Here is a 25,495-nt window from a genome sequence, read left to right on the forward strand (position 1 = left end):
CCGAGCGAGTGGTACGATGCTCGCCGGTGCGAAGCAGAACTTCGCAGAAAGAAGTGAAGCGCATGAACCGCACTTATGAAGTGATGTACATCGTCCGTCCGGACGTGGAAGAGGCAGACCTCGACAAGCTGATCGAAGGCTTTGAGAAGAACGTGACCGACGGCGGCGGAGAGGTGAAGTCGACCGAGAAGATGGGGCGTCGCCGCCTGGCCTACACGGTTCGCAAGTTCAACGACGGCTTCTACGTGCTGATGACGGTGATCGCCGCCGGCTCTCTGATGGGCGAGATCGAGCGCCGTCTGCGCGTCTCCGAGCAGGTGATCAAGTTCATCACCGTCCGCATCGACGAAGAGGAGAAGCGGCTGGCCAAGGTCAAGGCGATCCGCGATACCAAGGTGAAGCGCAGCACGCTACCGGTCGCCGCGGCACCGGTCGAGAGCGCGGAGGCGCATGCGCATGTTGCCCCTGAGGCGCACCCGACGGAGCCCGCAGCCGCGGTCTAAACGTCGCGAGAGATTCTGCGGTACGGTTTTCGCCATCGCGTGAAGCAGTACCCATCGCCTGAAACCGCTTCCGTGCCTCCGCTGACGCGGAGCATGTCCAGAGACTCCACGGCGTGTCTGGAGCGGTAAGACGGCACCAACGAACGAGAGAGGAAATCGACAATGGCTGACGAGACGACGAGCACGCACTCCACGGAGCACTCCGCTCCTCACGCACCACGCCCCGCAGGCCCTGGCGGCCCGCGCCCACCGCGCCCCGCAGGCGGTCCTGGCGGCGGACCTGGCGGACGGAAGTTCTTCCGTCGCAAGAAGGTCTGCAAGTTCTGCACGGAGAAGATCGACGCGATCTCCTACCGCGACGTTCGCCTGCTTCAGGGCTTTGTGGCCGAGCGCGGCAAGATTGTTCCGCGCCGCCTGACGGGCGTCTGCACGCGGCATCAGCGCCGCCTTTCGCTGGCGATCAAGCAGTCGCGCAACATCGCCCTGCTTGCCTTCGCGACGCGCTACTAATTTTGCTCCGCTTGCGCGGGCGAGCGGCAAGAAGAGATTGGAGAGAGTTCCATGGAAGTCATTCTGAAGGAAGATGTACTGAAGCTCGGTCACCGCGGCGATGTCGTCAAGGTCGCGGACGGCTACGGGCGCAACTACCTGCTGCCGGAGAAGCTGGCCATCGAGGCCACGGCAGCCAACAAGGCCGTGATCGAGCAGATGAAGGGCTCGGCGCTTCGCAAGTCGGCCAAGGAGAAGGTCGACGCCGAGTCGCTGGCGACGACGCTGGACGCGGTCGAGCTGGTCTTCGAGCGCAAGGTGGGCGAGCACGAGCACCTGTTCGGCTCGGTGACGTCGGCCGACATTGCCAAGGAGCTTGAGGCGAAGGGCTTCACGGTCGACCGCCGCAAGATCGCGCTGGACGATCCGCTGAAGTCGCTCGGCGAGTACCACGTTCCGGTGAAGCTGCACCGCGAGGTGACGGCTCACGTGAAGGTGACGGTCAAGGGCGACCAGCCTGAGGCCGAGGCTGTTTCGGCTGCCGCCGAAGCAGAGTAATCACCCTCAACCCCAGAGGTTCAGAAGCACCCGGTTGTGAAGGCTCAGGCCTTCGCGCCGGGTGTTTTCGTTTTGCCCCTCCCCCTCCCCCTCCCCCTCCCCCTCCCCCTTTAATTTGCAAGATATTGAATTAGAACGACTTGCGGGATGGGTTCGATGCAAAATATTGATTGCACATGGGTTATGGGCCAAAATATTGAAATTAAAAGGGTTATAGTGATCGGAAGGCAGCGGACACCCGTTGGGCTGCGTTCCTTTTTCGATCTAGTTCTATTGTAGAAAAATCGACGGTAATTAGTCGGCGCTTTTGCGCGATTTATTAATTGGCGCAGAAGTCGTTGCTTACGTTAGGTTTGTAGCGAACACCTGGCCGTTCGGGCGGTGTCGGGCCCCTTGACAGACTTTTCCGAGAAAGTGAGCGCGAAGAGGCGCTGCTTCGCGTGGAGCGAAGCGTGACCTGCGCTCTGGAGGCATGTTTTGACGACACAGGCGGGTCCGACTCCGGACCACATTCTGCAGACTGGATTCGCGTTCTGGGAGTCGAAGGCGCTGTTGAGCGCGGTGGAGATGGGTGTATTTACCGAGCTGGCAGATGGGCCGCAGCAGTTCGACAAGCTGGCGGGGAGGCTGGGGCTGCATCAGCGCTCGGCGCGGGACTTTCTGGACACGCTGGTTGCGCTGGGCTTTCTGAGGCGCACCGACGACACCTACTCCAACACCGAGGAGACGGACCTGTATCTGGACAGGCGCAAGCCGAACTATATCGGCGGCATGCTGGAGATGACGAACGCGCGGCTGTACCGCTTCTGGGGCAACCTGACCGAGGCACTGCGCACGGGACGGCTGCAGAACGAGGCGAAGCACGGTGAGGCTCCGTTCTTCGAGGCTCTGTATGCGGATCCGGCGCGGCTGCGTGGGTTTCTGAAGGCGATGTCGGGACTGAGCCATGAGGCGAACATCGCGATTGCGAAGCAGTTTCCTTGGGCGAAGTACAAGACGTTTGCCGACGTGGGAACGGCGCAGGGAGACCTGGCGACGCAGATTGCACTTGCGAATCCGCACCTGACGGGCATCGGGTTCGACCTGCCGGAGTGCGGGCCGATCTTCGAGGAGTACGTCGAGGCCAATGGCGTGAGCGACCGCGTGCGGTTTCAGCCGGGAAGCTTCTTTACCGACCCGATGCCCGCCGTGGACGTGATCACGATGGGGCACATTCTGCACGACTGGAACCTGGACGAGAAGAAGATGCTGGTGAAGAAGGCCTTCGATGCCCTGCCCTCCGGTGGCGCACTGGTCGTGTACGACGCGATCATCGACGACGACCGCTCGAAGAACTCGTTTGGCCTGATGATGAGCCTGAATATGCTGATTGAGACGGAGGGCGGCTTCGACTACACGGGCGCCGACTGCATGGGATGGATGAAGGAGGCGGGCTTCGCGGAGTGCTACGTGGAGCACCTGGTGGGGCCGGACTCGATGGTGGTGGGGGTGAAGGGGTAGCGCGGTGGGGCCCAACTAGTCGAGCGAGTCGATGATCTGCTCGACGACATCGGCCCAGCGTTTTTCTGTCTCTTCGCAGAGGTCGTCGAGGGCGTTGATGGCGGAGGCGGAGACGCCCTTGCTGCGGAGGTACTTCTTGAGGACGGCGATGTCGCCGCTGATCTGGTCCATGCTGCTGTGCTGGGCGGTGGTGAGGCGCTCGCGGATGGCTTCGACGTCGATGGCGGGCTTGGCGGGTTTGGCCGGCGGGCGCGGGGTGGGACGGTTGAGGAAGTCGAGATCGGCGATGGAGACGCGGAAGCGCTCGATGTTAGTGCCTTCGAGGTGGAGGTCGACCTGGGTGCCGGAGAGGCTGACGCGGGAGACGGTATAGACGGTGTCGGACTGAGGGAAGGTGACCTTGTCGCCGACGCTGGGCGGCGGGGGTTTGTCTTCGCGGGAGGATCCGCTCTGCGGTCTCTGCGAGAGCGCCTGGGCGAGGCGCTCTTCGACGCTCCGGGTGGGTTCGACGGGCTTCTTTTTACGGGGCTGTCTCGATTTCGCCATTCTGAATGAGCTTATCAGCGACAGGAGGTTTCGCAGGTGCCGAGATCCTGTAAACCCAGGCCTCAGAAGCGAGACACTTCGACAGGCTCAAGGCAGGGCCCTGGGGCACCCGCTTTTGTGGCGGCGCGGGTTGGGGGTCTGGGGAGCAATGGAACAGTGAACCGACTTAAGGATTCACATGCCGGCTGGTTTGGTCAGGATTCGTTTGCGGTTCGGAGTGGTCGCAGTTCGCCCCGAACGACGGCGCTATCCCGATAAAGCCTTATCGGGCGAGGAGAATCCTTTTCCGGGCAAAGAGATATGTCTCACTCGCCATCGCGTGAACCTAGGGATTCAACTGATACGAGTTGGCAAGATCGTCGTTGACCACAATCGCAAGCCCGTTGCTGTTCATCTGGAGGTCTTGCGTGAGCGTACGCGTGGAAAACTGCCAACCGGACGGCAGCCTCAGCTCGCTCGCCAGATTGGGCAAATCTTTATACATGAGTGTCGTGTCCACAATTTGTGCATAGGACTGCATGACATACTCGTTCCCCAAAGGGTCCGTCAAAATGAAAATGGGCTGACCTGCCTTGTAGACAAAAATGGTATCGCGCTGCACTTGGTTGGGCACATAAAACTGATTGCCAACTGTGGGTGTGCCAGTGGGGGTGACGATTATACCGCGCAGTCCCATCTCGATAGTGCCGAACGTGAAGGTCTCGCCCGTGGTGGTACTGCCGGACGCTTGGATTTCATCCATCACCCAATGGCGCGGTCCATTGAGTTGAGCGGATTGAGACCCAAACTCTCGATTCACTTCGCCTTCGGTGATTTGGGACCATTGTCCGCGTGGGCATCTATTGAAAGTTAGCGTGTTGTAGACATAGGTGGTTGTTATGGATCCTGTCACGACCGATGGAATAATTTCACAATAGCGAACGTCGCGCAGGTTGTTGGTGTCAGTGGAGCCTGCTGCGGCTGGAGCCGCGCGGCCGATGAGGAGTGCCACGAACGCACAGACGAGAACCGGCCGGAGTAGAAATCTGATGAGCTTCATTGCGTCTCCTTTCTACTTGGGGAAGCAGGAAGTGATACGTTGGGCGCATTCTAGGCGCGATGGTGCGGTTCTGACAAATGCAACGGGTCAATTTCGGTATGAATAACTGGTTTGTTGAATCAAAAGGTTTCATTTTCTGCCGTCCTGGCGAGTTGCCAAAACACTAGTCGCATTCAACTCATGCCCTTTTTGCGGGGGAAATCAGCTTAAGTTGGTTCACTGTTCCATTGCTCCCCGGACCCCGGTTGCTACTCGTATTTGAGGGTCTCGACCGGGTCCAGGCGCGCGGCGCGGTTGGCGGGAAGGGTTCCGAAGAGGACTCCGACGAGGACGGAGGTTCCGAGCGCGACGACGGCGGACCAGGCGGAGACGGGAATCTTGAACGGCGTGAGGAAGCTGACGGAGAGCGGGATGGCGAGGCCGAGGAGGGTTCCGACGAGTCCGCCCGAGAGCGAGAGGAAGACGGCCTCGGTGAGGAACTGGAGGCGTATCTCGTGGCTGGTGGCTCCGAGGGCCTTGCGGATGCCGATCTCGCGGAGGCGCGCCTGCACATTGGCGAGCATGGAGTTCATGATGCCGACACCGGAGACGATGAGAGTGATGGCCGCCGCCAGCGTGAGCACGATGGTGAGCATGGTGGCGATCTGCGCCATGACGCTGAGCACCTGCGTGAGATTGAAGGCGATGTAGACGGAGGTGGGCCGGTGGCGGCTCTTGATGACGTCGAGGATCTCCTGCGAGGCGGGGATGACGAGCGAGGCGTCCTTCATGGTGAAGAAGATCTGTTTGATGGTGTTGGTACCGGTGAAGTAGCGCGCGACCTCGTAGGGGATGAGGATGGTCTGTTCGGAGATTTCAGACGTGCCGAAGGTCTCGACGCGCTCCTTGAAGACGCCGATGATGACGAAGGGGATACCGGATATGGTGATGGAGCGGCCGATGGCGGCGCGGTCGCTCCCGAAGAGGGCGCGGGCGAAGGGCTCGACCATGACAGCGACCTTGGTGTGGGAGCGGGCGTCCTGATCGTCGAAGAAGCGGCCGGCGAGGATGGCGAGGTTGCGGACCTCTTTGTACTGGGGGGAGACGCCGAGGAGCATGGTCTCCTTGACGATGCCGCCGCCCATGGAGACGCGGTCGTGGAACTCGAGCATGGGGGAGGAGGCGATGATGCCGGGGACCTGCTCCATGACGGCGGCCATGTCATCGCGGGTCATGAAGTCGGGGGTGGAGGTGTTGTCGGGCCCGACGCGGTCGCCGCCGTTGTACTGCATCTCGATCATGTTGGGGCCGATGGAGGAGATGAGGTTGAGGGCGTAGTCCTTGCCGGTGAGGCCGAGGGTGTAGACGAGGATGATGGAGGCCGAACCGATGATCATGCCGATCATGGTCAGCACGAAGCGGACCTTGCTCGCCTTGAAGGAGTCGATGGCGAGCTTGACGACCTCGCTGAACATCATGGTGGAGCGGGCGCTCGCGAGGGTGCGCTCGAAGGAGGAGGTAATCCTTCCTTTGTGGGAGCTGGCGGGTTTGGGGAGATTGGCGGTCGCCATGGGCTGTCCCTGAGATTAGACGCTCTCCAGTATCGCAGTGGTGCGGGAGTTTGCGCTATAGCGGCCGGGCGGGAGTGGTAAATACCCCGATCTGGCTCAGTCGACGACGCGGCCGAGCGCGAGGACCGTGTGCGGCTGGCGCGGGTGGGGTAGTCCGCGGAAGAGGACTGCCGCGATTGCCGCGATTGCCGCAATGCACAGCAGCGGGAGAGGATAGCCGAATCGCGCAAAGGCGCCTCCGGCGAGCATGGCCGCAAGCGCCTGTGAGGCCGACATCACCAGATTGTTCGACGCGGCTGCGCCTTCGCGCTGGTCCTTCGGGACGCGGTCCATCAGGAGGCTGTAGAGGCCGGGCTCGTTCATCCACTGGAAGGCGGTGAAGGCCATGTAGCCGAGCGCGGCGGCAAGCGGACTGTGAATCGCCGCGAGCACGCAGAGGAACGCCGCTGCGGCGAGCTGGGTGCAGACGATGCCGTTGACCAGTCCCAGGCGCCGGAAGAGCAGTGGAGCCGCGAGGACGGCGACAACCTGCGTGATCTGCGAAGCCGAGAAGGCGTTGCCGATCTGCGGCAGCGGCATGTGCATGTGCTCGGCGAAGTAGACGTTGGCGAACGGGCTGAACGAGCCGGTGACGAGTCCCCACACCGCGATGGCGGGAAGATAGCGAAGAAGGAATGGCGACAGGAAGGAGGGCTTCGCCTGTGCGGGCACAGCGTTGGCCCGCTCGAAGGTGAGCCGCGATGCGGGCCAGAGTCCTACGGCGACGAGAGCGCAGGAGAGCAGAAGCACGAGGCGCAGAGGATCGGCGGAGTGCAGCGCGGAGCCAGGGATCGTGTGCTGCGCGAGCCATCCGGGAAGCCTGCCTCCGACGAAGCCGCCGAGCGCGGCGACGCCGATGCCGAGCGCGAAGACGAGCGAGAAGGCGGAGGGACGCTGGCGCTCAGAGGTCATCCGCGCGACCGCGGGCGAGAGACAGACGGCCCAGGTGGAGAGTGTGAGTCCGGAGAGGAACGCGAGCGCCAGCTGCATGGGCAGGGCCAGCAGTAGCGCTCGTGCTGAGAAGACAAGGACAGCGAGAAGAAATGCTGCAAGCAGTGCAGTGCGCAGGCCGAATCGCCGCGCAAACCTTCCGGCGGGAATGGCGCCGGTAAAGCTGCCGGCCGCCATCGCGCTGGCGATCAGGCCCAGAGTCTTTTCGGTGTAGCCGTGGCCGATGAGAAAGAGATTGAAGAGAAAGAAGTAGATGGAGAGGCCGAGGTCGAAGAAGAACGACGCCCCAAGAAAGACCCAGAAGCGGCGCTCCAGACGGTGCCGCGAGAGTCGCCACCGGATGCCGCGTGCGAGCGTCGACGCGTCCATGCGCAAGTGAGCAAGGCCGCGCGAAGCGAGATACGAGAGATAGCGGCCATACCGATGCACGCCCTTCCGATCGACCAGCTTTTTGTCCCACGCTACCACCCGATACGAACTCAGGCGTGTCGTGATCTGCGGGAGAAAGGAGCGCCGGAGCAGAGCCAGCTTCTTCTTCGGCTCGTCAAGCAGTGTGAGGTGCAGCCACACCGAGTCCTTGTTGGGGCCGAACATGCCTTCGAAGGCCGACCAGGTAAAGTGCGACAGCCACTCCGTCTGCTCCTGTGGCAGCGCCGCAATCTCGTCCTCCACCACGGGATGCAGATCGCATCGAAACCACGCCGCCGCGTGAAAGAAGGCGATCGCCTCCTTCGCGCGCAGCGATGCGGAGTGCATGGCCTTCCAGCTCTCCCAGAAGGCGTCGTCGCCGGCGTGCGCGTCGAGAAAGGTGGCCAGCTCGTAGACGTGATGCACGATGCGATCCTGCAGCAGCAGGTTGCGCGCGATGTGAAGCGCAAGGTGTCCCAGGTGATCGGCGGGGCTGAGCGCGGAGAACTCGAGTCCGTCGAGGACGCGGCGCGTCCGTCGCGCGAAGAACCTCTCCGTCTCCGGAAGGGCAAGCAGCGATACAGGCTCGTTCCACAGGCAGTAGTGCAGCTCGATGGAGAGAGGCATCGTGGGATCGAAGTGGTTTCCCTGCCACCGCCAGTCTCCGAGGCGGATCATCGTGGGCGAGTGGTCGGCATTGCGGGTATCCGTCTGCTGATCGGGTCGATAGCCGATGGCCTCGAGCGCGGACTGCGCGAGCGCCATCTGCTCCGCACGACAAACGAAGTCGAGATCGGACTGCTGTCGCAGCCGGGGGTCGGCGACGTACTCCGGGGCCTGCGTGAATCCTTTGATGACGATGTGCTCGACACCGGCCTCGTCCAGCGCGTAGGCGGCCTCGCGGTAGGTGGCCTTGACGCGCTCGAACCGCAGCGCGTTGTCGGTGGTGTTCCGCTCGAGCTGCTCGGCCACCCACGCGGGGGCTCCGTCCACCCGGAGCTGTGCCAGTGGAAACGTGAGGTGCGCGAGCTCGCAGAACTGGAGCAGAGAGCGCCACTCGCTATCGGACAGGCTTCGCAGGCTCTCGGTCTCTGCTCCGCGAAACTGCAGCGCGGCAAGAAGCGCGGCGACCTCGCGCGGGACTCGCGCGGCAAGCGCTTCGTGCGTGCTGGGATAAGGCTTCGACAAAAGACTACCTTCTCGTTAGCGCAAGCTCTTCCAGCCGTTCGACGGCCCAGTCGAGATCGGTGTAGCGCAGCTCAAAGACCTGGACGCCGACGAGGTTCCTCACCACGGCCTCGTGGTCGGCTGCGCCTGCACTCAGCAACGACGTCTGCAGAAACCAGCGCAACGCGGCCTCGCGAGAGAACGGATGAAGGCCCGGTGTCGCGGCGTTACGGCGATTGAGGAAGACGATGTACTCCACGCGTGTCGAATCGCTTGTGGTCAGCTCGGGAAACTCAAGCGTGGAGACTTCAATGGAGGGTTTGCCTGCGGCGCGCGGCGTGATGGAGCGGCCCTCGAGCTCGGGAAAGAGCTGAACACCGGAGTCGCGGAAGCGAATCTGATGCGAGTTTCCGACGACGAGGCGGTCGTCGCGATCGAGCGGAAGATAGCTGGCGTCGTCGCTGATGTAGGTCCAGCCGGAGCGTGCGCCGGCAAAGGCGAGCGACGATTTCCCGGCGCCGGAGTCGCCGCAGAGCAGCATGCCGCGCCCATAGGGAGCGACGCAGGCCGCATGCAGCGCCGTCGCGCGCAGCGTGGAGAGCATCCCCAGGACCGCGGCCTCCAGAAAGTGATAGCGCAGATAGAGCGGCGATTCGGCGGTGGCACGCGTGACCCATCCGAAGGCGAAGCCGCGCCTGAGATCGCAGGCGATGAAGTTGCGCGGGTCGGCCACGATGGTCAACAGGTGCTCGCGCACACGGCATACAGGAGTAGGCGGGTCGGCTGTATCGGACTCATCTTCGGCGACGCCGAGCTCGAGCCGCAGCGGAGGGTGATCGAACTGCGGGCGAAACATGCGCCAGCTCTGTTCGGCGGCGGCAAGCACGGCCGCGGAGTTGGTTGTAATCTCGACGGGAAAGCCCAGAGGGAAGAACGTGGCACGCAGCGGCAGATCTGCATTCGAAAGGACTGGATTCGAGAGGACCGGATTCGAAAGGATCGGGTTCGTTCCCGGTGTCTCGGCCCGGGCGATCAGGCTGGCTTTTGCATCCTGCATGGACATGCTTCCTTGAGTGGAGGGGCTCATTACTTTGCATACTCCTCGCCGGAGTAGGCGCGCGGCTCTCCGAGGCTTCCTGCCGGAGGCAGGTGACGCAGATAGACGACGATGGTCCACATGTCGTCGTCGCTCAGAATTCCCTTGGACGCGGGCATTCCCGACGGCGAGATTCCGTTCTCGATGATCCACTTCAGCTGTCCGTCGGTGTAGCGCTGCACATCGTCGGAGGCGAGCGACGGAAGCGGCGGCGACATGTTCTTCGCGAAGGGAACGCCGGTATTCTGTGCGTCGCGGCCATGACAGACGACGCAATAAAAGCCGAAGGCAACCTTGCCGGCCTCGATCGTCTCCGCCGATGCCTTAATCGGATTCGTGTCCTTTTTCCCCCCAACCGTCACGTTGTGCTTGGTCCACTCCAGGATGGCTGTCTCCGCTTTTCCCGCCGGCGCGACCTTGCATCCCGCAAAGGGAAGACAGAGCAAGCATGCGGGAATGGCGATGAGAGCTCTCCAGTGCATTCGTACTACTCCTTTACGTGAACCGTCAACTTCATGGAGCCGTGACCGCTGCCGCAGAACCGGCCGCACTTGCCTTGAAAGTCACCGACCTTATCGGGCGTCACCGTCACCTCTTGGTCGTGTCCCTTCGAGACCTCGCGGTTGACGCCAAGCTCTTTGATTACGAGGCTGTGCGCGACGTCCTCGGAGACCAGTTTCAGGGTCACCGTCTCGCCTTTTTGCAGCGTGATCTCAGCGGGCTCAAACGAAAAACGCCGTGCGTGAATCTCGATCGTGCGGCCTGTTTCCTGTGCGTTCCCGGTGTGAAGTAGGCCAGTTCCGCCCAGTACCGCAAGGGTCAACGCCATCATCCATTGCATCGAAATACTCCTTCTCCATTGGTGTCGTTCTTGTTTGTGCTGCCGCAGCGCCGGCTTAAGGCGCCATGAACTTCAGCAGCAGAATCTCGTCCTCGCGCGAGAGCCGCGCCCGCGCGCGCATGTGCATGATGATCGTTCCCGTGGTCCTCTGCGAGATGCTCATCGGCGGCCTGTGGCAGCGTCCGCAGTTCGCCTGGAAGACGTCGTCGCCCGTGCGCTCCACATTTTGTTGCTTCGACTGCGTCGTATCCTGCTTGGCCGTCTTTGCATCCGCCTGCGGCTTCGAAGCGGCGAGCCCGATGCTGCCTGAGACCAGCGCAACCATCAACATGAAGAGCAGATAGCGTTTCATTTCTTTCTCCCCGGCCACAGCGGAAACTGAAAGCGATAGGTGAAGCCGACGTTCCAGATGTTGGCGTTTCTCTGCGAACTGAAGGTTCTTCCGTAGCTGGAGATGAAGCGAATATCGTCGCGGAAGTAGTAGTTGAGGCCGAAGTCGAATCGCTGCGTGTCGATGCGCGGCAGGCTGTTGCCTCCGCCGTTCAAGGGAAAGAACTGCTGCATGCGGCCGACGACCTGGGTGCGCTGCACGAAGCGCGGAACCGGCAGCTGGGTGAAGTTATAGGCGGTCTCCAGCCAGTAGCCGCGACCGTTGTAGCTGGTGTCGAACTCGGCCTTCAGATCGATCGGTACCTTTGGCGGCTGCCAGGAGACGTAGGCCGCGACGCTGTTGATGTTGCGGGATTCGAGGAAGCGCTGATACGACGTGCCGATCTCGAGCCGCTTCTTCGGCAGAAAGATGCTGGTGTCGCCGCCCGCCGCGCGTGCTGACTGCAGCTGCTCGATGTTGCTGTGCGCGGAGACGTACGCCGTGTACTGGATGGAATAGGACGGTCGCTGAACCACGACGCCGCGCAGCATGTAGCCATCGCCTGATCCACTGGTGCGCGTGCCGATGGCCGTGGTGATCGGCGCGTCCTGCAGGTTCTTGATCCAGATGGGCTGCAGCCGCTCGTTGTAGATGCCAAAGGGCAACAGGTAACGCCCCACGACCACGGTGAGATGCGTGTCCGCCAGCCAGTCGAGCTGCGCGTACTCCACGTTCTTGAAGACCTGGCCCTTGAACGGACCATCGGGCTGCGGGTTGCGCTGAAAGAAGCCGGTGAAGTCGGTGCGCGATTCGAGCAGAACGTGCGAGCCGAACGGCACCAGCAGCACTGGATTGATCAGCGGCGACAGCGTGGTTACACCGCCGTTGACGTTGTGCACATAGCCGAAGCCTCCGGAGATGACCGGAACGTATCCGGCATGATCGTCCCGCACGTCTGACGACGAGCTCTGCGAGTGCAGGGGAGCGCACAGTGCGAGGCACAGTGCGGTAACCCCAGCGGGGCGAAGAAGTGCGCGTTGTCTCTTCCTAAGCACGAGCCGAGTATAGGAAGCCGCGTCGCAGCGCTTGTCACCGATTCGTCACCGCATTGTCAAATGCTTCTTAACGTGGGCTTTTCACCGAAAGAATGACGTCGCCTTGACAAATTGCTGACAAATGGCGTTGTGGCGCTGGTCGATAATCGCTCTCGACGACACACTCGAGTCATCAAGGACCAGGCCATGAGATCTCCGGTCTTTACTCGATTCCGCATCGTTGTTCTTGTTCCGCTCACGATTGAGCTCACGTTCGCGGTTCATCAACTTCGAGCGCAGACACCGGGGACCGGCGCGATTGCCGGCACCGTCGTCGATCCCACCGGAGCGGTCATCGTGGCCGCGAAGGTCGAGGTCGTCCACGACGGAACTCAGGCGAGGCGCTCTGCCATCACTTCGCCCGAAGGGGCGTTTCGCGTCCCGCTGCTGCAGCCGGGCAGCTACTCGGTGGCGATTGCGGCGCCGGGCTTTCAGATCAGAGAACTGCATGGGGTGAGCGTCGTCGGCAGTGAGACCGCGACGCTCGTGACGAAGCTCGCCATCGGCTCCGCGGGCGAGAACATCGAGGTCAGCGGCATCGCCGAGCTGGCCCAGACGGAGGGCTCGACGCTCGGCCGCGCAATCGATCAGAAGACCATCCAGGCGCTGCCGCTGGCGAATCGCAACTACACGCAGATTCTCGCGCTGTCGCCGGGCGTCGTCGTCGAGCTTCCCAGCGCCACCGCCCTCGGCCGCAATACGCAGAACGTCTCCTCCAATGGCAACAAGACCACGGCCAACAATATTCAGTTCAATGGAATCGACGCCAACAACCTCGCGCTGAACTCCGCCTCAGGCTACCAGTCCGAAGTCGGCACCGCCATTCCAGCGCCCGACACCATCGACGAGTTCAAGGTGCAGACCACGGGCTTCGATGCAGGATACGGCCGTGGCGCAGGCGCAAACGTCGACTTCATCAGCAGGTCAGGCGGCAACCGCTTTCACGGCACGCTCTGGGAGTTTCTGCGCAACGACGCCCTGAACGCAAACAACTTCTTCGCCAAGCGCAACGGGCAGGATCGTCCCGTCCTGAAGCAGAACCAGTTCGGCGGATCGATCGGCGGACCGATTCGCAAGGACACGCTGTTCTTCTTTGGCGCGTATCAGGGTTCGACGCAGCGCAACGGCGGTTCCAGCCTGTCGCTCGTCACCGCGATTCTGCCGCAGCTCACCGACGACCGCTCGGCGCGCACGCTGGGCGCGCAGTTCTGCCCGGAGAATCATCCCGGCAACGCCGGCTATCTTACCTTCGTCGGTGGCAACCAGATTCGTTGCGATGGATCGAACATCAACCCATCCGCACTCGGCCTGCTGAACTTCAAGTTTGCGAATGGGCAGTACGCGATTCCCAGCCCGCAGACGCTGCGACCCAGCGCTCCCGATCAGCTGCCCATCGGCGAGTCGACGTTCTCGATTCCTGCAAAGTACCGTGAGGACCAATACACCGGGAACATCGATTCGATTCTCTCCTCGAGGAACCAGCTCTCCGGCCGCTTCTTCTACTCGCGCGCCACCACCGACGAGCCGTTCTCGCCCTTCGGCGCCAACGTGCCCGGATGGGGCACCAACGAGCTCGATCAGAACACGATGTTCGTTCTGTCGGACACGCACGTCTTCCGTCCCTCGCTGGTCAACGTCGCTCGCTTTGGCTACATGCGGTTCGACGGCTTCTCCGTGATCGCGCAGCCCATCAACGCAGCCGACGTCGGCATGGCGACACCTTCGGGGCTACCGCAGACGCCGGGGCTCGCCATCAACGGCCTCTTCACCATCGGCACGGCAGGCCAGCCCTTCTACTGGCAGAACACCAACTCCTACATCTGGCAGGACACGGTCTCGCTGACGCGCGGCGCGCACAATCTCCGCTTCGGCGCAGAGGTGAAGCGCCACCACGTTGATGTCAACGTCCCCTACGTCAGCGACGGCTTCCTCTTTCTGCTCAGCCTTCCCGACTTTCTGCTCGGACAGAGCGCCGCGCAGAATGGCAGCAGCATCAGCAACGTCTACTCCTCCACCGGATCGTCGGGAATCTTCCGCAAGGCGGAGCGCTACAACGATCTCGCGGGCTTCGTGCAGGATGACTTCCGGTTCCGCCCGTGGCTGACGATCAACGCCGGCCTGCGCTACGAGATCTTCGGCGCGCCCTCCGACACGCTGGGCCGCCTGCCTACGTTCGACCCCACCATCGCCTCGCCTTCCGCTCCACCAACCGGAACGCTGAGCGGCTTCGTCCTTCCGGGAAACTACACGGGGCCTCTGCCGAACGGCGTCCTCAAGTCATCGCACGACGGCCTGTGGCCCACGCGATTTACGGACATCTCTCCGCGCATCGGCTTTGCCGCGCGGCTGCCGGGAAGCCGTCTCACCGTGCTTCGCGGCGGCTATGGCATCTACTACAACCGCATGTCCGGCAATCTCGCCGAGCAGACCGTCGGCCAGCCTCCCTTCTCCTTCAAGCAGTCCCTGCAGGCCGTGCAGAACGCAGGAGCGACCTTGCAGAACCCCTACAGTCCCACGCTTCCGCCCACCTCCGCGTTCCCCATCTTCCTCCCGCGCGTGCCCGGCGGCACGTTGTCGCTGGCAGCCATCTCGCCGCACCTCGTCGATCCCTACGTGCAGCAGTACAACCTCAACGTCCAACATGAGTTCACGCAGAATCTGCTGATGGAGCTTGGCTACTCCGGCGCGAAGTCCACGCACATCCCCGGCTGCTACCAGTTCAACCAGGCTCTGCTGGCGAGCCCTTCAAATCCCGTGAACGGCGAGACGACGAACACCGTCGAGAACGTCGTCGAGCGGCTGCCCTTCACCGGCATCGCGCAGGGCTCCTACATCTGCCAGACCAGCTTCAACTCCAGCTACAACGCGCTGCAGACGAGCCTCACCAAGCGGCTGTCGCACGGGCTGCAGTTTCTCGCCAGCTACACGTGGTCCAAGAATCTGGACTCGCTCAGCGGCTCGGGAGGACTGTCAAACTTCGAGCTTGGGTTTGTTACGAACGACCAGACGAATCCGCGGCAGGCGCGCGGGCTCAACGACTTCGACCGCGCGCAGCGCTTCGTCCTCAGCCTGGTGTACACGACGCCTGCGCTGTCTGCTGCGCCGCGCGCGCTGCGCCTTGCCGCCTCCAACTGGCTCGTCTCGACCGTCGCGACCGCGCAGTCGGGATCGCCGCTCACGGTTCTTGATACGGCCGCCGGCAGCGTCTACGGCAATCTCTCCGGCTTCATGCGCGCGGAGTGCACGGGCGCGAACCCCGCGTCAGGCGGCTCGTTGTTCACGCGCATCAACGGCTACTACAACCCCGATGCCTTCACCTCCGCGCCAGTCATCGGCGACGGCACGGGCTTCGGCAACTGCGGCGTCGGCATCCTGCGCGGGCCTCACCAGCGCAATATCGACATCGCGCTCGAGCGCTCGTTTCCGATTCGCGACTGGAGTTCGCTGAAGTTCCGCGCCGAGTTCTTCAACTTCACCAACACGGCGAACTTCGGAAATCCGATCAATGATGTACAGGCGGGCGCCGCGTTTGGACTGATCACCTCGACCACCACCAATCCGCGCATCATTCAGTTCGCGCTGAAGTACTCGTTCTAGCAGAGGCAAGGGCGCTTCGGGTTGAAGGTCCACCCGGAGCGCAGGTACTGCATCGCCATCGCATCGTTGCGAGCGCCGAGGCCTTCCTTGAGATACAACTGGTGCGCCGCCTCCACCTGCTCCATGTCGAGCTCGATGCCCAGGCCCGGACGCTCAGGAACAGCGATACGGCCGCCGATGATCTTCAGCGGCTCGCGTGTCAACCGCTGTCCGTCCTGCCAAATCCAATGTGTATCGATTGCGGTTACATTTCCCGGAGCGGCGGCGGCAACATGCGTAAACATCGCCAGCGAGACATCGAAGTGATTGTTCGAGTGCGAGCCCCAGGTGAGTCCCCACTCGCGGCAGAACTGCGCCACACGCACCGATCCCTGCATCGTCCAGAAGTGCGGATCGGCGAGAGGAATATCGACGGCGTGAATCTCCGCGGCGTAACGAAGCTGCTGCCAGTCTGTCGCGATCATGTTGGTCGCGGTCGGCAGGCCGGTGGCGCGACGAAACTCCGCCATCACCTCGCGGCCGGAGAAGCCACGCTCCGCCCCGCAAGGGTCTTCGGCGTAGGCGAGCACGTTTTGTTTTCCAGCGCACAGGCGCACCGCCTCTTCGAGTGACCACGCTCCATTGGGGTCGAGCGTGATCCGCGCGCCGGGGAAGCGCTCGGCGAGCGCTGCTGTGACCTCCATCTCGGCAGCGCCGGCCAGCACGCCGCCCTTCAGCTTAAAGTCGTTGAACCCATATCGCGCCTGCGCTGCCTCGGCGAGTCGCAGCACAGCGTCCGCCGTCAGCGCCTCTTCGTTGCGCAACCGCAGCCACTCATCACTAGCTCGGTCTTCGCTTCGGTACGCAATCGGCGTCTTCTTTCTATCGCCGAGGAAGAACAGATACCCCAGTGCCTCCACGCTTGCGCGCTGCTGCCCTTCGCCCAGCAGCTCCGCCACCGGAACACCGAGAAACTGCCCGAGCAGATCGAGCATCGCCGCTTCAATCGCCGTCACGACGTGCACAGTCGTGCGCAGGTCGAAGGTCTGCTGGCCACGTCCCTCCGTATCGTGACCGGCGAACCGCTCGCGCACCGCACGCAGCGTTCGCTGGTAGCGGCCGATGTGCTCGCCTTCGACCAGTGGCCTCGACTCCTCAAGCACCTTGCGAATCTTCTCGCCCCCGGGAACCTCGCCGACGCCGGTGCGGCCGGTGCTGTCGGTGAGGATCATGAGGTTGCGCGTGAAGTACGGCGCATGCGCTCCGCTCAGGTTCAGCAGCATCGAATCCTCGCCCGCCACCGGAACGACGCGCATCGAACGCACCTGCGGCGATCCCAAAATCTCCGTCACGCCGCACCCCCAGCAGGTTCAGGAAGCTTCAGATCTACGCGTTTGATCTCGCCTACAATCGGTAGATAGGCGACGATCGCCATCAGCGCCGTCGCGACGACGAAGATGAGCGCGTCGTTGAACGAGCCTGTGCGCTTCACGATGTAGCCGATGATGATAGGCGTCGTGATCCCGGCGAGGTTGCCGATGAGGTTGAACAGGCCGCCGTTGACGCCGATCAGCGGCTTCGGCGACGTGTCGGCGATTACGGTCCAGCCGAGCGCGCCAAACCCTTTGCCGAAGAAGGCGAGCGACATCAGCACCATGACGACCCACTGCGCGCTGGCGTAGTTGCATCCGATCATCGTCACCGAGAGCAGCATTCCTGTCACGATTGGCACCTTCCGCGCGAGGGTTAGCGAGTGGCCGGACTGCAGGAGCTTGTCCGAGACTACGCCGCCGAGGATGCCGCCGATGAAGCCACACAGCGCAGGCAGCGCCGCCATCACGCCCACCTTCAGGATCGACATGTGCCGCGCCTGGCTGAGGTAGACAGGAAACCATGTGAGGAAGAACCAGGTCAGTGTGGTAATGCAGTACTGACCGATGTAGATGCCTACGAGCATTCGGTTGCTGAGCAGCATGCGGATCGCTGCCCATGTGAGCCTCGGCGCGCGCTGGGCGGAGCTGGTGCCGGGGTCGATATTCACCAGGCCGCCGCCCTGCTCGATGTGATCGATCTCGCGCTGATTGATGCGCGGATGGCTCTTGACGCCGTGGATCATCTTCGCCCAGAGCAGGCTCAGCAACAGGGCCAGTCCGCCGAGGAACCAGAAACACTCCTTCCATCCCCAGCGGTTGGTGATCCAGCCGAGGATCGGGGCGAAGAGCACGAGCGAGAAGTATTGTGATGCGTTGAAGATTGCTGAAGCGCGTCCGCGCTCCGCGGTCGGGAACCAGCTGGCGACGATACGGCCGTTCCCGGGAAAGACCGGCGACTGCGCGAGACCGGAGAGCAGGCGGAGACAAAAGATGACGACGAAGGCCGCGGTAGCGGGAAGGAATCCTGCGAAGCCAGCGAGGATCGCGCACAACGACCAACACACGATGCTGGTTCCGTAGACTCGTTTCGAGCCGAAGCGGTCGAGCAGACCGCCGGCCGGCAGCTGGGCGACGACGTAGGCCCAGCTGAAACCGGAGAAGAGGTAGCCGAGCCGAACGGCGTCCATGTGCAGGTCACTTGAGAAGGCGATACCCGCGATAGAGAGCATTACGCGATCGCCGTAGCTGAACGAGCTGGCGACAAACAGCATCAGCACGATCAGGTAGCGCACATGCGTTGCGCGCTGTTCCTGCGCCAACGCCGCACCCGGACCTGTCGCCATCAGCCGCGGTCTCCGATCAGCTTCGCCAGCTCCTGAAGCTCCGCGTCGCTCAGGTCGACCAGCGGCGAACGCACCGGTCCCGCAGGACGTCCCACCGCCTTCATCCCCGCCTTTACGATCGAGACCGCATATCCCTTGCGGCGGTTGCGAATCGCGATATACGGAAGCACGAACTCGCGCAGATCAGCGTATACGCGCTCACGGTCGCGCCTGCGCACGGCCGCATAGAACTCCTGCGCGAACTTCGGCAGAAAGTTGAAGATCGCCGACGAGTACGTCGTCACGCCCATCTCGAGATACGGCAGCGCGAAGGTCTCCGCCGTCGGCAGGCCGCCGATATACGTCAGCCGGTCGCCCATGCGCGCGTAGATGCGCGTCATCAGCTCGATGTCGCCGTAGCCGTCCTTGAAACCGATCAGGTTCGGGCAGCGCTCGCACAGCTGCTCCAGCGTGCGCTCGTCCATGATGGCGTTGTCGCGGTTGTAGAAGATGACGCCAAGCTTCGTCGAACGGCACACCGCCTCGGCGTGCGCCAGCAGACCCGCCTGCTCGGAGTTCACGAGATACGGCGGCAGCAGCAGAATGCCATCCGCGCCCGCGTCCTCAGCGGCCTTCGCGAACTCCTTCGCCATCGCCGTGCCGTACCCGCAGCCCGCCAGCACCGGAACGCGCCCCGCGATCTCGCTGACCGCAGCCCGCACTACCGCGCCGAACTCGCCCAGCGTCAGTGAGAAGAACTCTCCCGTACCGCCCGCGGCAAACAATCCCGCAGGATCGTGCTCCACCAGCCACGCAATGTGCTCGCGATAACGGACCTCGTCAAACGCCTGCTCGCTCGTAAAATGCGTCACCGGGAACGAGAGAAGGCCCTCGCCAATTCTCTTTCCCTGCTCCATCGGACTCAGCTTCGACATCCTGCGTTCCCAGCCCCCGAAATAACGTTCCCCAAACTATATCGCACGCCAGTGAGCGCGTGATGCGTCTTCGCGCTCGCTGCGCGCAGTGACTTTCGCTATGTGAAATCCTGCCTGCCCGCGCATTACTTCTCGCTGCTGGGCGGCGCAATTCCCTTCAGCAGCAGATACAGCGCCAGCGTCGCGTACTGCTCGTTATCGTGCGATACCGTCCCCCACACCAGGCCCACGCGCGAGCGCCTTCCCTGCCCAAACGGAAACAGGTCCTGCAGGTTCCCACTCGTCAGCGAGGTGAACGCTGTGTCGCACTCCTTGAAGGAGGCCTTGAGCGCCGCGACGATCGCCGCCTTGTCCGCGGTCTCCGCAGGAACCTTCGGCAGCGAGGCCTCCGCCTTGCCGTTCACCGCGCCGCAGCTTCTGAACTGAGCCTCACTGATGTGGTTCAGAACGCGCGCGTAGGTCCTGATATCCGCGACCGGCTTGTAGCTGTAGTTCGCGGCTGGCATCTTATCGGCCGACTTCAAAATGTTCTCCTTCACGCCCGCATAACTCCGCTGCACCTCGGCCACCGCTCCAACCTGCCCTGCCGGGGGAGCCGGCGCCTGCGCCATCGCCGCTCCACTCGCCATCATCAACGCCGCACCACACGCCACAAACATCTGCCGCATTCGTTCTCTCCTTCACGCAACTTCACCAACAGACTAGCTGCCCGCCACTTGGCCCACAATCCACTACCTGGTTCCCTTGCTTCTCACGTCGATTACATCTGCTTATGAGAAATAACTACTTTGAGGGATCTCCTAAGCCGCCGCTCCGTCTAACCTCACATATAGGAAAGTTATGGAATCGCGTTCCAACACTCGCATCATCCTCTGGCTAGCGGCCGCGCTCTTCGCGCTCTTCATCGCCTTCCAGCTGGTTCAGCCGCGGCTCGTTAATCCTCCCGTGACGGCTGAGCTCGCTGCGCCGCCCGAGGTCAAGCGCATCCTCAAGACCTCCTGCTACAACTGCCACTCCAACGAGACGCAGCTGCTCTGGTACGACCGCATCGCGCCAGCATCCTGGCTTGTCGCAAGCGACGTCTACCAGGCGCGCAAGCACCTCAACTTCTCCGAGATCGGCAAACTTCCCGCCGCGCAGCAGAAGGCCGCGCTCTACGAGGCCGTCAACATGATCCAGCTCGGCGCAATGCCCCTACCCAGCTACACGATGCTCCACCCGCAGGCCCACGTCTCGTTTGGAGACCTCGCGGTCCTCAAGAACTACCTCAATCCTCCAGCCCCCACGCTCGCTCCCGACGAGGCCGCAAAGACCGCCGCCGACGCGCAGTACGAGCACTTAATTCACGCCGGAGCCGCACCCCTCACCGTCGAGCCCGCGCCCAACGGCGTCCCCTACATTCCCGGCTACAAGGACTGGAAGGTCCTCAGCACCACCAACCGCTTCGACAACAAGACCCTGCGCGTCATCTTCGGCAACGACGTCGCGATGAAGGCCATCGCCGAGCACCACACCAATCCCTGGCCCGACGGAACCACCTTCGCCAAGACCGCATGGTTCCAGCAGATCGATGCGAATGGGGACACTAAAACCGGAGCCTTCTTTCAGGTCGAGTTCATGATCAAGGACGCACACAAGTACGCCTCGACCGAAGGCTGGGGCTTCGCACGTTGGCGCGGAGCTGACCTGAAGCCCTACGGCAAGGACGCCGCCTTCACCAACGAGTGCACCGGCTGCCACGCGCCCCTTCGCCACAACGACTACGTCTACAGCTTCCCGCTGGAGGGCCAGCAATGACGCCGCGCATGAAAGCTCTCGTCATCATCGCCGCAGCAGCGCTGCTTCCCCTCGCAGGCTGCACCAGCAAGCCCACCGCGTCCACCGTCAACACAGAGGCCTTGCTCACCGGCAAGCTTCCCTACAACCCGCTCGCATGGAAGGTCGTCACGTCGTGGGTCAACGAGCGCAACGGCACCATGTCCACGCTCTACGGCAACGACGTCGCCGTCCAGTACGCGCGCTCCAACTCCGCGCACGCCTATCCCGCAGGCTCCGTGCTCGCACTCGTCACCTGGGCGCAGCGCGACGATCCGCACTGGTTCGGCGCAAAGATCCCCTCCGCTCCGCAGTCGGTCGAGTTCGTCCTCGTCCCGTCCTCGCCTGCAGCCAGCTCGTCGTATCAGCGCTACCAGGGCTCGCCGCTCGCTCTCTCGCCTGCGACCGGCGCAGACGCCGCACGCATCGACTATCTCATCACGCAGCGCGCCGCCGTCATGCCTTAGCCGGCTTGCTGCTCTTGCGCAGGATCAGAAACACGCTGACCAGCACCAGCGCGGCCCCTGCGATGCTGTGCGCCGTAATCGTCTCGCCCGCGGCAAAATAGCCGAGGGCCACCGCCACCACCGGGTTCACATACGCATAGCTCGACACCGTGCTCGCCGGCATCCTTCCCAACAGCCACACATACGCCGTGAACGCCAGCAGAGATCCGCACACGATCAGATAAGCCAGCGCCAGCGCAGCGTCACGCGACACGTGCGGCCACGGGCGCAGCTCACCGAAGGCCGCCGACAACAACAGCAGCACCGCGCCACCGATCATCATCGCGCCGCCTGAGGTCACCGCACGCGACTCCGGCAGCACCATCCTGCGGCTTAGCACCGTGCCCAGGCACCATCCCGCCGCCCCCACCAAGGTCGCGACGCACGGAACGATCGGCAGATGCTGATGCGGGTCCGGCAACAGCAGCACGCCCACACCGCAGAACCCCAGCAGCACGGCACCAATCAGGCTCCAGCGAAACGGCTGCATGCGAAACACCAGCATCTCGAACGCGATCGTCATCAGCGGAACCGTCGCCGCCAGCACCGCCGCAATCCCCGAGGGCACATACTTCTCCGCCCAGAACAGCGGACCATAGTCCACCACAAACATCAGCACGCCCATCAGCGCCAAGTTGCGCCACTGCTCGCGCGTCGGCCGCGCCGCACCCCTCACCCACATCCACCCAAACAGGATCGCTCCGGCAAGAAACATCCGCGTCCCTGCGGCAAACAGCGGAGGCACCTCATGCACCGCGACGCGTATCGCGAGGAACGTCGTCCCCCACAGAATGTAGATCGCGAGAAACGCCAGCACCACGCGCCCGTCGAAGCGCCTCGCCCGCCTCTCGCCCCTCACGACCTCCGCCGCTGCCTCTCCCATAGCTGCCTCTACTCTACCGATGAACTATCCTGTAGAAGACACATCTTCGCGAGGCCCGCGCGGCCGTCGTCACAAAAGGAACCATTCTCTTGCCATTGAACTGTGGAATCGTCGGCCTGCCCAACGTGGGCAAGTCCACCATCTTCAACGCGCTCACCTCGGCCAAGGCCCAGGCGGCGAACTATCCCTTCTGCACCATCGACCCGAACACCGGCACCGTCACCGTGCCCGACGCCCGTCTCGACCAGATCACCAAGCTCGTCGTGCCCAACCGCACCGTCCCCACGACGATGGAGTTCATCGACATCGCCGGCCTGGTCGAAGGCGCCAGCAAGGGCGAGGGCCTCGGCAACCAGTTCCTCGGCCACATCCGCGCCACCGACGCCGTCTGTCACGTCGTCCGCTGCTTCGACGACCCCGAGGTCGTCCACGTCGCCGGCTCCATCAATCCGCTGCACGACATCGACATCATCAACACAGAGCTTCTGCTCGCCGATCTCGACACCGTCGAGAAGCGCGCCCAGCGCGTCGAAAAGCTCGCCCGCAACACCCAGGACGCGAAGATCAAGGCCGAAGCCTCCGCCGTCGCCAAGCTCAAGGCCACGCTCGAGGCCGGCAAGCCCGCACGCATCGCCGACCTCACCGACGACGAGCGCATCGCCGCGCGCGAGCTCTTCCTCATCACCATGAAGCCGCAGCTCTACGTCGCGAACGTCGACGAGGCCGGCCTCACCAACGGCAACCCCTACACCGGGGCCGTCGAAAAACGCGCCGCCGAAGAGAACGCGCAGGTCGTCCGCATCTGCGGAGCGCTCGAAGCCGAGATCGCCCAGCTCGACCCCGCCGAGCGCACCGAGTTCCTCGAGTCCGTCGGCCTCCACGAGCCCGGCCTCAACCGCCTCATCCACTCGGCCTACCGCCTGCTCGACCTGATCACCTACTTTACCTCAGGCGTCCAGGAGGTCCGCGCCTGGACGATCAAGCGCGGCACCAAAGCGCCGGGCGCGGCAGGCGTCATCCACTCCGACTTCGAGCGCGGCTTCATCAAGGCCGACTGCTACTCCTGCGATGACCTCTTCAAATACGGCAGCGAACAGGCCGTCAAAGAAAAAGGCCTCCTCCGCTCCGAAGGCAAGGAGTACGTCGTCAAGGACGGCGACATCCTCTTCTTCAAGTTCAACGTCTAGTACTTGAAGTTTAACGTCTGGCAGGCGCGTAGGCCCGTCACTCTAGTGTGCTGGTTTGGCGGGCCATCCCCCCCTGCGCTAAAAGTAGTCCCACCTACCGCCTGCAGCCCTTCGTGGGTGATGTTCGTGATATTTCATCACGTTCTCCTCCCAGTCATCGTAGGTTCCTTCCTTCAGGTTGTTCTCTAACTGTCCAGGGCCGCTGCCAAGGGCGTCCATCACGAGCGTCTGCTTCTTTGCGACGACGACAGGCGCAGCGTTCGACTGAACAACTGCGCTTCCGGAAAAGACTGCTAACTCCGCCGCTGAATCGAAGAAGCTCAATCGTAGATGCGTCGACCGGTTGACAGTAATCTTTCTACTGCCAACGATCAACGTAAAGTCGTTGTTTTTGGTGTCCTGAAGGTTCACATAAATCGTCCCCACATCTAATCGGATCGCTGAGGACTGCGCGCCTGTGCTACGCAGCACAAGTCGTGGAAATCGAACGCTTGTAGACGGAGTCAGCCGCAGCCTGCTCGTGTCGTCGAACTCGACCTCCGCATAACCGTCAGCCGTTAACAGCTTCAATCCCTCAACAACGGGCATATTACGCATGGCGACTTCAACTCCGCGTCCACGCCCACGGTCGAGACCTACTTGCCCTCTGGCATTGCTGAGCCTGACGATCCGCACATGGGAGTCGCCCGCGCCCAATCCCTTTTGGGCATCTGCGTTCTCTTCATGGTGGACAGACGCATTTTGCGCAGCTTCCTGGCCAACAGAAACCGGCAGCAATGTCGTCATGCAAAGCAGAAGCCGTAGCAAGCTGGTCATTCAGGTTGCCTGGTTTTTTCGATCACAGCCGACTACGTCGTCAAGGACGGCGATATCATGTTCTTCAAGTTCAACGTGTAAACGCGAAGCGCCACGCGCCTCTCATTTCCAGCCCCCCCCAATCGCGCTCCAGCCGTAGAAACTCGGATCATTCGGATCATATCTATAGCCACCCTCGAGCGAGTTACCCTTCGCGTACCGGTCGTGATACTTCTGCGCGACCTTGTCCCAGCCGTCGTAGGGAGCCTCTTCCACCTTCTTCGTCAGCTCACCCTGGCTGTGGGTATCCGCAACGTCTACCGACAGCGTCTGCTTCTTTCCCACCATCACCGGAGCCGTGCTCCCATCCACCGTCACGTTGCCGGAGAAGACCGCCACCTCCGCCTTCGTGCCGTCCAGCTCGAGCCGCATATGTGTCGCGGGCTGCACCTCCATCCTCCGGCCCCCTCCGGCCACCACCGTGAACTCATCGGCCTTCGTCTTCTCGCGGCTCACATACACCGTCCCGCGGTCCACCCTCACCATCGTCGCCTTCGCGCCCGTCGCGCGCGTCACCAACTGCGAGAACTTCACTACCGTCCCCGGCCCCAGACGCATCGTGCTGCCGTCTTCAAACTCCACCTCGGCGTAACCCGCGCCGTCCGCCGTGCCCAGCAGCATGCCCTCCACGATCGGCATATTCTGCGTCGCCTGCTCCATGCCACGCCCCGCGCCGCGATCCATCCCCACCTTGCCCTGCGCATGACTCAGCCGCACGATCCTCACGTGCCTATCCCCGAGCAGCTTCGTCCCCAGCGGATCCGGAGCAGCGGACGCCCCCGTCTTCTCCGCCGTAGGCTCCGTGACAGCCTGTTTCGTCGTCTGCGCAGCAGACCCCGCCGCCAACGCCACAGCCAAAACGCTCAACCCAGCCAGTCTGTTCATAGCCGCC

At 62.8% G+C, this 25,495-nt stretch carries 24 protein-coding genes; 8 read left to right on the forward strand and 16 right to left on the reverse strand.

The genetic code is table 11. From position 1 onward, the window contains the following. The first annotated feature begins 62 nt into the window (after positions 1-62). The 4 genes from rpsF to Q363_RS04695 all read left to right on the forward strand — a co-directional run bounded on the left by rpsF (position 63) and on the right by Q363_RS04695 (position 3,050). Entirely contained in the window at positions 63-503 is a 441-nt protein-coding gene (gene rpsF / locus Q363_RS04680) for a 30S ribosomal protein S6 (RefSeq protein ID WP_035348194.1), read from the forward strand. 162 nt (positions 504-665) lie between these two features. Continuing rightward, complete coding sequence (gene rpsR, locus Q363_RS45340; protein WP_035348196.1) at positions 666-1,013, forward strand: 30S ribosomal protein S18; 348 nt, start codon at positions 666-668, stop codon at positions 1,011-1,013. Positions 1,014-1,064: 51 nt separating this feature from the next. Continuing rightward, complete coding sequence (gene rplI, locus Q363_RS04690; RefSeq protein WP_035348198.1) at positions 1,065-1,550, forward strand: 50S ribosomal protein L9; 486 nt, start codon at positions 1,065-1,067, stop codon at positions 1,548-1,550. Between the two features lie 477 nt (positions 1,551-2,027). Next, the gene (locus tag Q363_RS04695; RefSeq protein WP_035348209.1) at positions 2,028-3,050 is read left to right on the forward strand and encodes a methyltransferase; all 1,023 of its coding nucleotides are present in this window, start codon (positions 2,028-2,030) and stop codon (positions 3,048-3,050) included. 15 nt (positions 3,051-3,065) lie between these two features. On the opposite strand, the gene Q363_RS04700 is transcribed toward Q363_RS04695, so the two are convergent. The 9 genes from Q363_RS04700 to Q363_RS04740 all read right to left on the reverse strand — a co-directional run bounded on the left by Q363_RS04700 (position 3,066) and on the right by Q363_RS04740 (position 12,010). Beyond that, positions 3,066-3,596, reverse strand: a complete 531-nt coding sequence (locus tag Q363_RS04700; protein WP_035348210.1) for a hypothetical protein — start codon at positions 3,594-3,596, stop codon at positions 3,066-3,068. Positions 3,597-3,921: 325 nt separating this feature from the next. Next, positions 3,922-4,635 carry a hypothetical protein gene (locus tag Q363_RS04705; RefSeq protein WP_051978368.1) on the reverse strand — a complete coding sequence of 238 codons (714 nt, stop codon included), beginning with the start codon at positions 4,633-4,635 and terminating at the stop codon, positions 3,922-3,924. Positions 4,636-4,883: 248 nt separating this feature from the next. Then, entirely contained in the window at positions 4,884-6,185 is a 1,302-nt protein-coding gene (locus tag Q363_RS04710; protein ID WP_035348211.1) for an ABC transporter permease, read from the reverse strand. 96 nt (positions 6,186-6,281) lie between these two features. Beyond that, on the reverse strand, positions 6,282-8,771 hold the full coding sequence (locus Q363_RS35705; protein ID WP_051978369.1) for an MFS transporter: 2,490 nt from the start codon (positions 8,769-8,771) through the stop codon (positions 6,282-6,284). Positions 8,772-8,775: 4 nt separating this feature from the next. Then, positions 8,776-9,837, reverse strand: a complete 1,062-nt coding sequence (locus Q363_RS04720; RefSeq protein WP_157466535.1) for an HPr kinase/phosphorylase — start codon at positions 9,835-9,837, stop codon at positions 8,776-8,778. Further along, positions 9,837-10,328 carry a c-type cytochrome gene (locus Q363_RS04725; RefSeq protein ID WP_051978370.1) on the reverse strand — a complete coding sequence of 164 codons (492 nt, stop codon included), beginning with the start codon at positions 10,326-10,328 and terminating at the stop codon, positions 9,837-9,839. Before Q363_RS04725 ends, Q363_RS04720 begins: the two co-directional genes overlap by 1 nt. A 5-nt stretch (positions 10,329-10,333) precedes the next feature. After that, the gene (locus tag Q363_RS04730; RefSeq protein WP_035348212.1) at positions 10,334-10,687 is read right to left on the reverse strand and encodes a cupredoxin domain-containing protein; all 354 of its coding nucleotides are present in this window, start codon (positions 10,685-10,687) and stop codon (positions 10,334-10,336) included. A gap of 55 nt (positions 10,688-10,742) precedes the next feature. Beyond that, the gene (locus tag Q363_RS04735; protein ID WP_035348213.1) at positions 10,743-11,039 is read right to left on the reverse strand and encodes a hypothetical protein; all 297 of its coding nucleotides are present in this window, start codon (positions 11,037-11,039) and stop codon (positions 10,743-10,745) included. Further along, complete coding sequence (locus Q363_RS04740) at positions 11,036-12,010, reverse strand: hypothetical protein (protein ID WP_035348214.1); 975 nt, start codon at positions 12,008-12,010, stop codon at positions 11,036-11,038. Before Q363_RS04740 ends, Q363_RS04735 begins: the two co-directional genes overlap by 4 nt. Before the next feature lie 288 nt (positions 12,011-12,298). Between Q363_RS04740 and Q363_RS04745 the strand changes: the two genes are divergently transcribed. Then, positions 12,299-15,748 (forward strand): TonB-dependent receptor, encoded by a 3,450-nt coding sequence (locus Q363_RS04745; protein ID WP_084080021.1) that lies wholly within the window; start codon positions 12,299-12,301, stop codon positions 15,746-15,748. Here the strand turns inward: Q363_RS04745 and Q363_RS04750 are convergent. The 4 genes from Q363_RS04750 to Q363_RS04765 form a co-directional block, all read right to left on the reverse strand. Further along, positions 15,745-17,079: an enolase C-terminal domain-like protein gene (locus Q363_RS04750; protein WP_035348215.1), complete on the reverse strand. Its 1,335-nt coding sequence runs from the start codon at positions 17,077-17,079 to the stop codon at positions 15,745-15,747. The genes Q363_RS04745 and Q363_RS04750 overlap by 4 nt on opposite strands. Further along, positions 17,076-18,443, reverse strand: a complete 1,368-nt coding sequence (locus Q363_RS04755) for an MFS transporter (RefSeq protein ID WP_051978371.1) — start codon at positions 18,441-18,443, stop codon at positions 17,076-17,078. Before Q363_RS04755 ends, Q363_RS04750 begins: the two co-directional genes overlap by 4 nt. After that, positions 18,443-19,357: a 5-dehydro-4-deoxyglucarate dehydratase gene (gene kdgD / locus Q363_RS04760; RefSeq protein WP_035348216.1), complete on the reverse strand. Its 915-nt coding sequence runs from the start codon at positions 19,355-19,357 to the stop codon at positions 18,443-18,445. The genes Q363_RS04755 and kdgD overlap by 1 nt, the downstream gene beginning before the upstream one ends. A gap of 125 nt (positions 19,358-19,482) precedes the next feature. After that, positions 19,483-20,025 (reverse strand): DinB family protein, encoded by a 543-nt coding sequence (locus Q363_RS04765; protein ID WP_035348217.1) that lies wholly within the window; start codon positions 20,023-20,025, stop codon positions 19,483-19,485. A gap of 172 nt (positions 20,026-20,197) precedes the next feature. Between Q363_RS04765 and Q363_RS04770 the strand changes: the two genes are divergently transcribed. Continuing rightward, complete coding sequence (locus Q363_RS04770; RefSeq protein WP_035348218.1) at positions 20,198-21,154, forward strand: heme-binding domain-containing protein; 957 nt, start codon at positions 20,198-20,200, stop codon at positions 21,152-21,154. After that, on the forward strand, positions 21,151-21,639 hold the full coding sequence (locus tag Q363_RS04775; RefSeq protein ID WP_035348219.1) for a cytochrome P460 family protein: 489 nt from the start codon (positions 21,151-21,153) through the stop codon (positions 21,637-21,639). Before Q363_RS04770 ends, Q363_RS04775 begins: the two co-directional genes overlap by 4 nt. On the opposite strand, the gene Q363_RS04780 is transcribed toward Q363_RS04775, so the two are convergent. Continuing rightward, positions 21,629-22,561 (reverse strand): EamA family transporter, encoded by a 933-nt coding sequence (locus tag Q363_RS04780; RefSeq protein WP_051978372.1) that lies wholly within the window; start codon positions 22,559-22,561, stop codon positions 21,629-21,631. The two genes, Q363_RS04775 and Q363_RS04780, sit on opposite strands and share 11 nt — an antisense overlap. An 89-nt stretch (positions 22,562-22,650) precedes the next feature. On the opposite strand from Q363_RS04780, the gene ychF reads away from it, so the two are divergent. Further along, positions 22,651-23,748 carry a redox-regulated ATPase YchF gene (ychF, locus tag Q363_RS04785; RefSeq protein WP_035348220.1) on the forward strand — a complete coding sequence of 366 codons (1,098 nt, stop codon included), beginning with the start codon at positions 22,651-22,653 and terminating at the stop codon, positions 23,746-23,748. A 78-nt stretch (positions 23,749-23,826) separates the two neighbouring features. Here ychF and Q363_RS04790 read toward each other — a convergent pair whose 3' ends face one another. Continuing rightward, complete coding sequence (locus Q363_RS04790; RefSeq protein WP_169746929.1) at positions 23,827-24,345, reverse strand: FecR domain-containing protein; 519 nt, start codon at positions 24,343-24,345, stop codon at positions 23,827-23,829. Positions 24,346-24,666: 321 nt separating this feature from the next. Beyond that, the gene (locus Q363_RS04795; protein WP_084080003.1) at positions 24,667-25,488 is read right to left on the reverse strand and encodes a FecR domain-containing protein; all 822 of its coding nucleotides are present in this window, start codon (positions 25,486-25,488) and stop codon (positions 24,667-24,669) included. Positions 25,489-25,495 lie beyond the last annotated feature (7 nt).

Source organism: Edaphobacter aggregans DSM 19364 (genome assembly GCF_000745965.1).
Classification (GTDB): Bacteria; Acidobacteriota; Terriglobia; order Terriglobales; family Acidobacteriaceae; genus Edaphobacter; species Edaphobacter aggregans.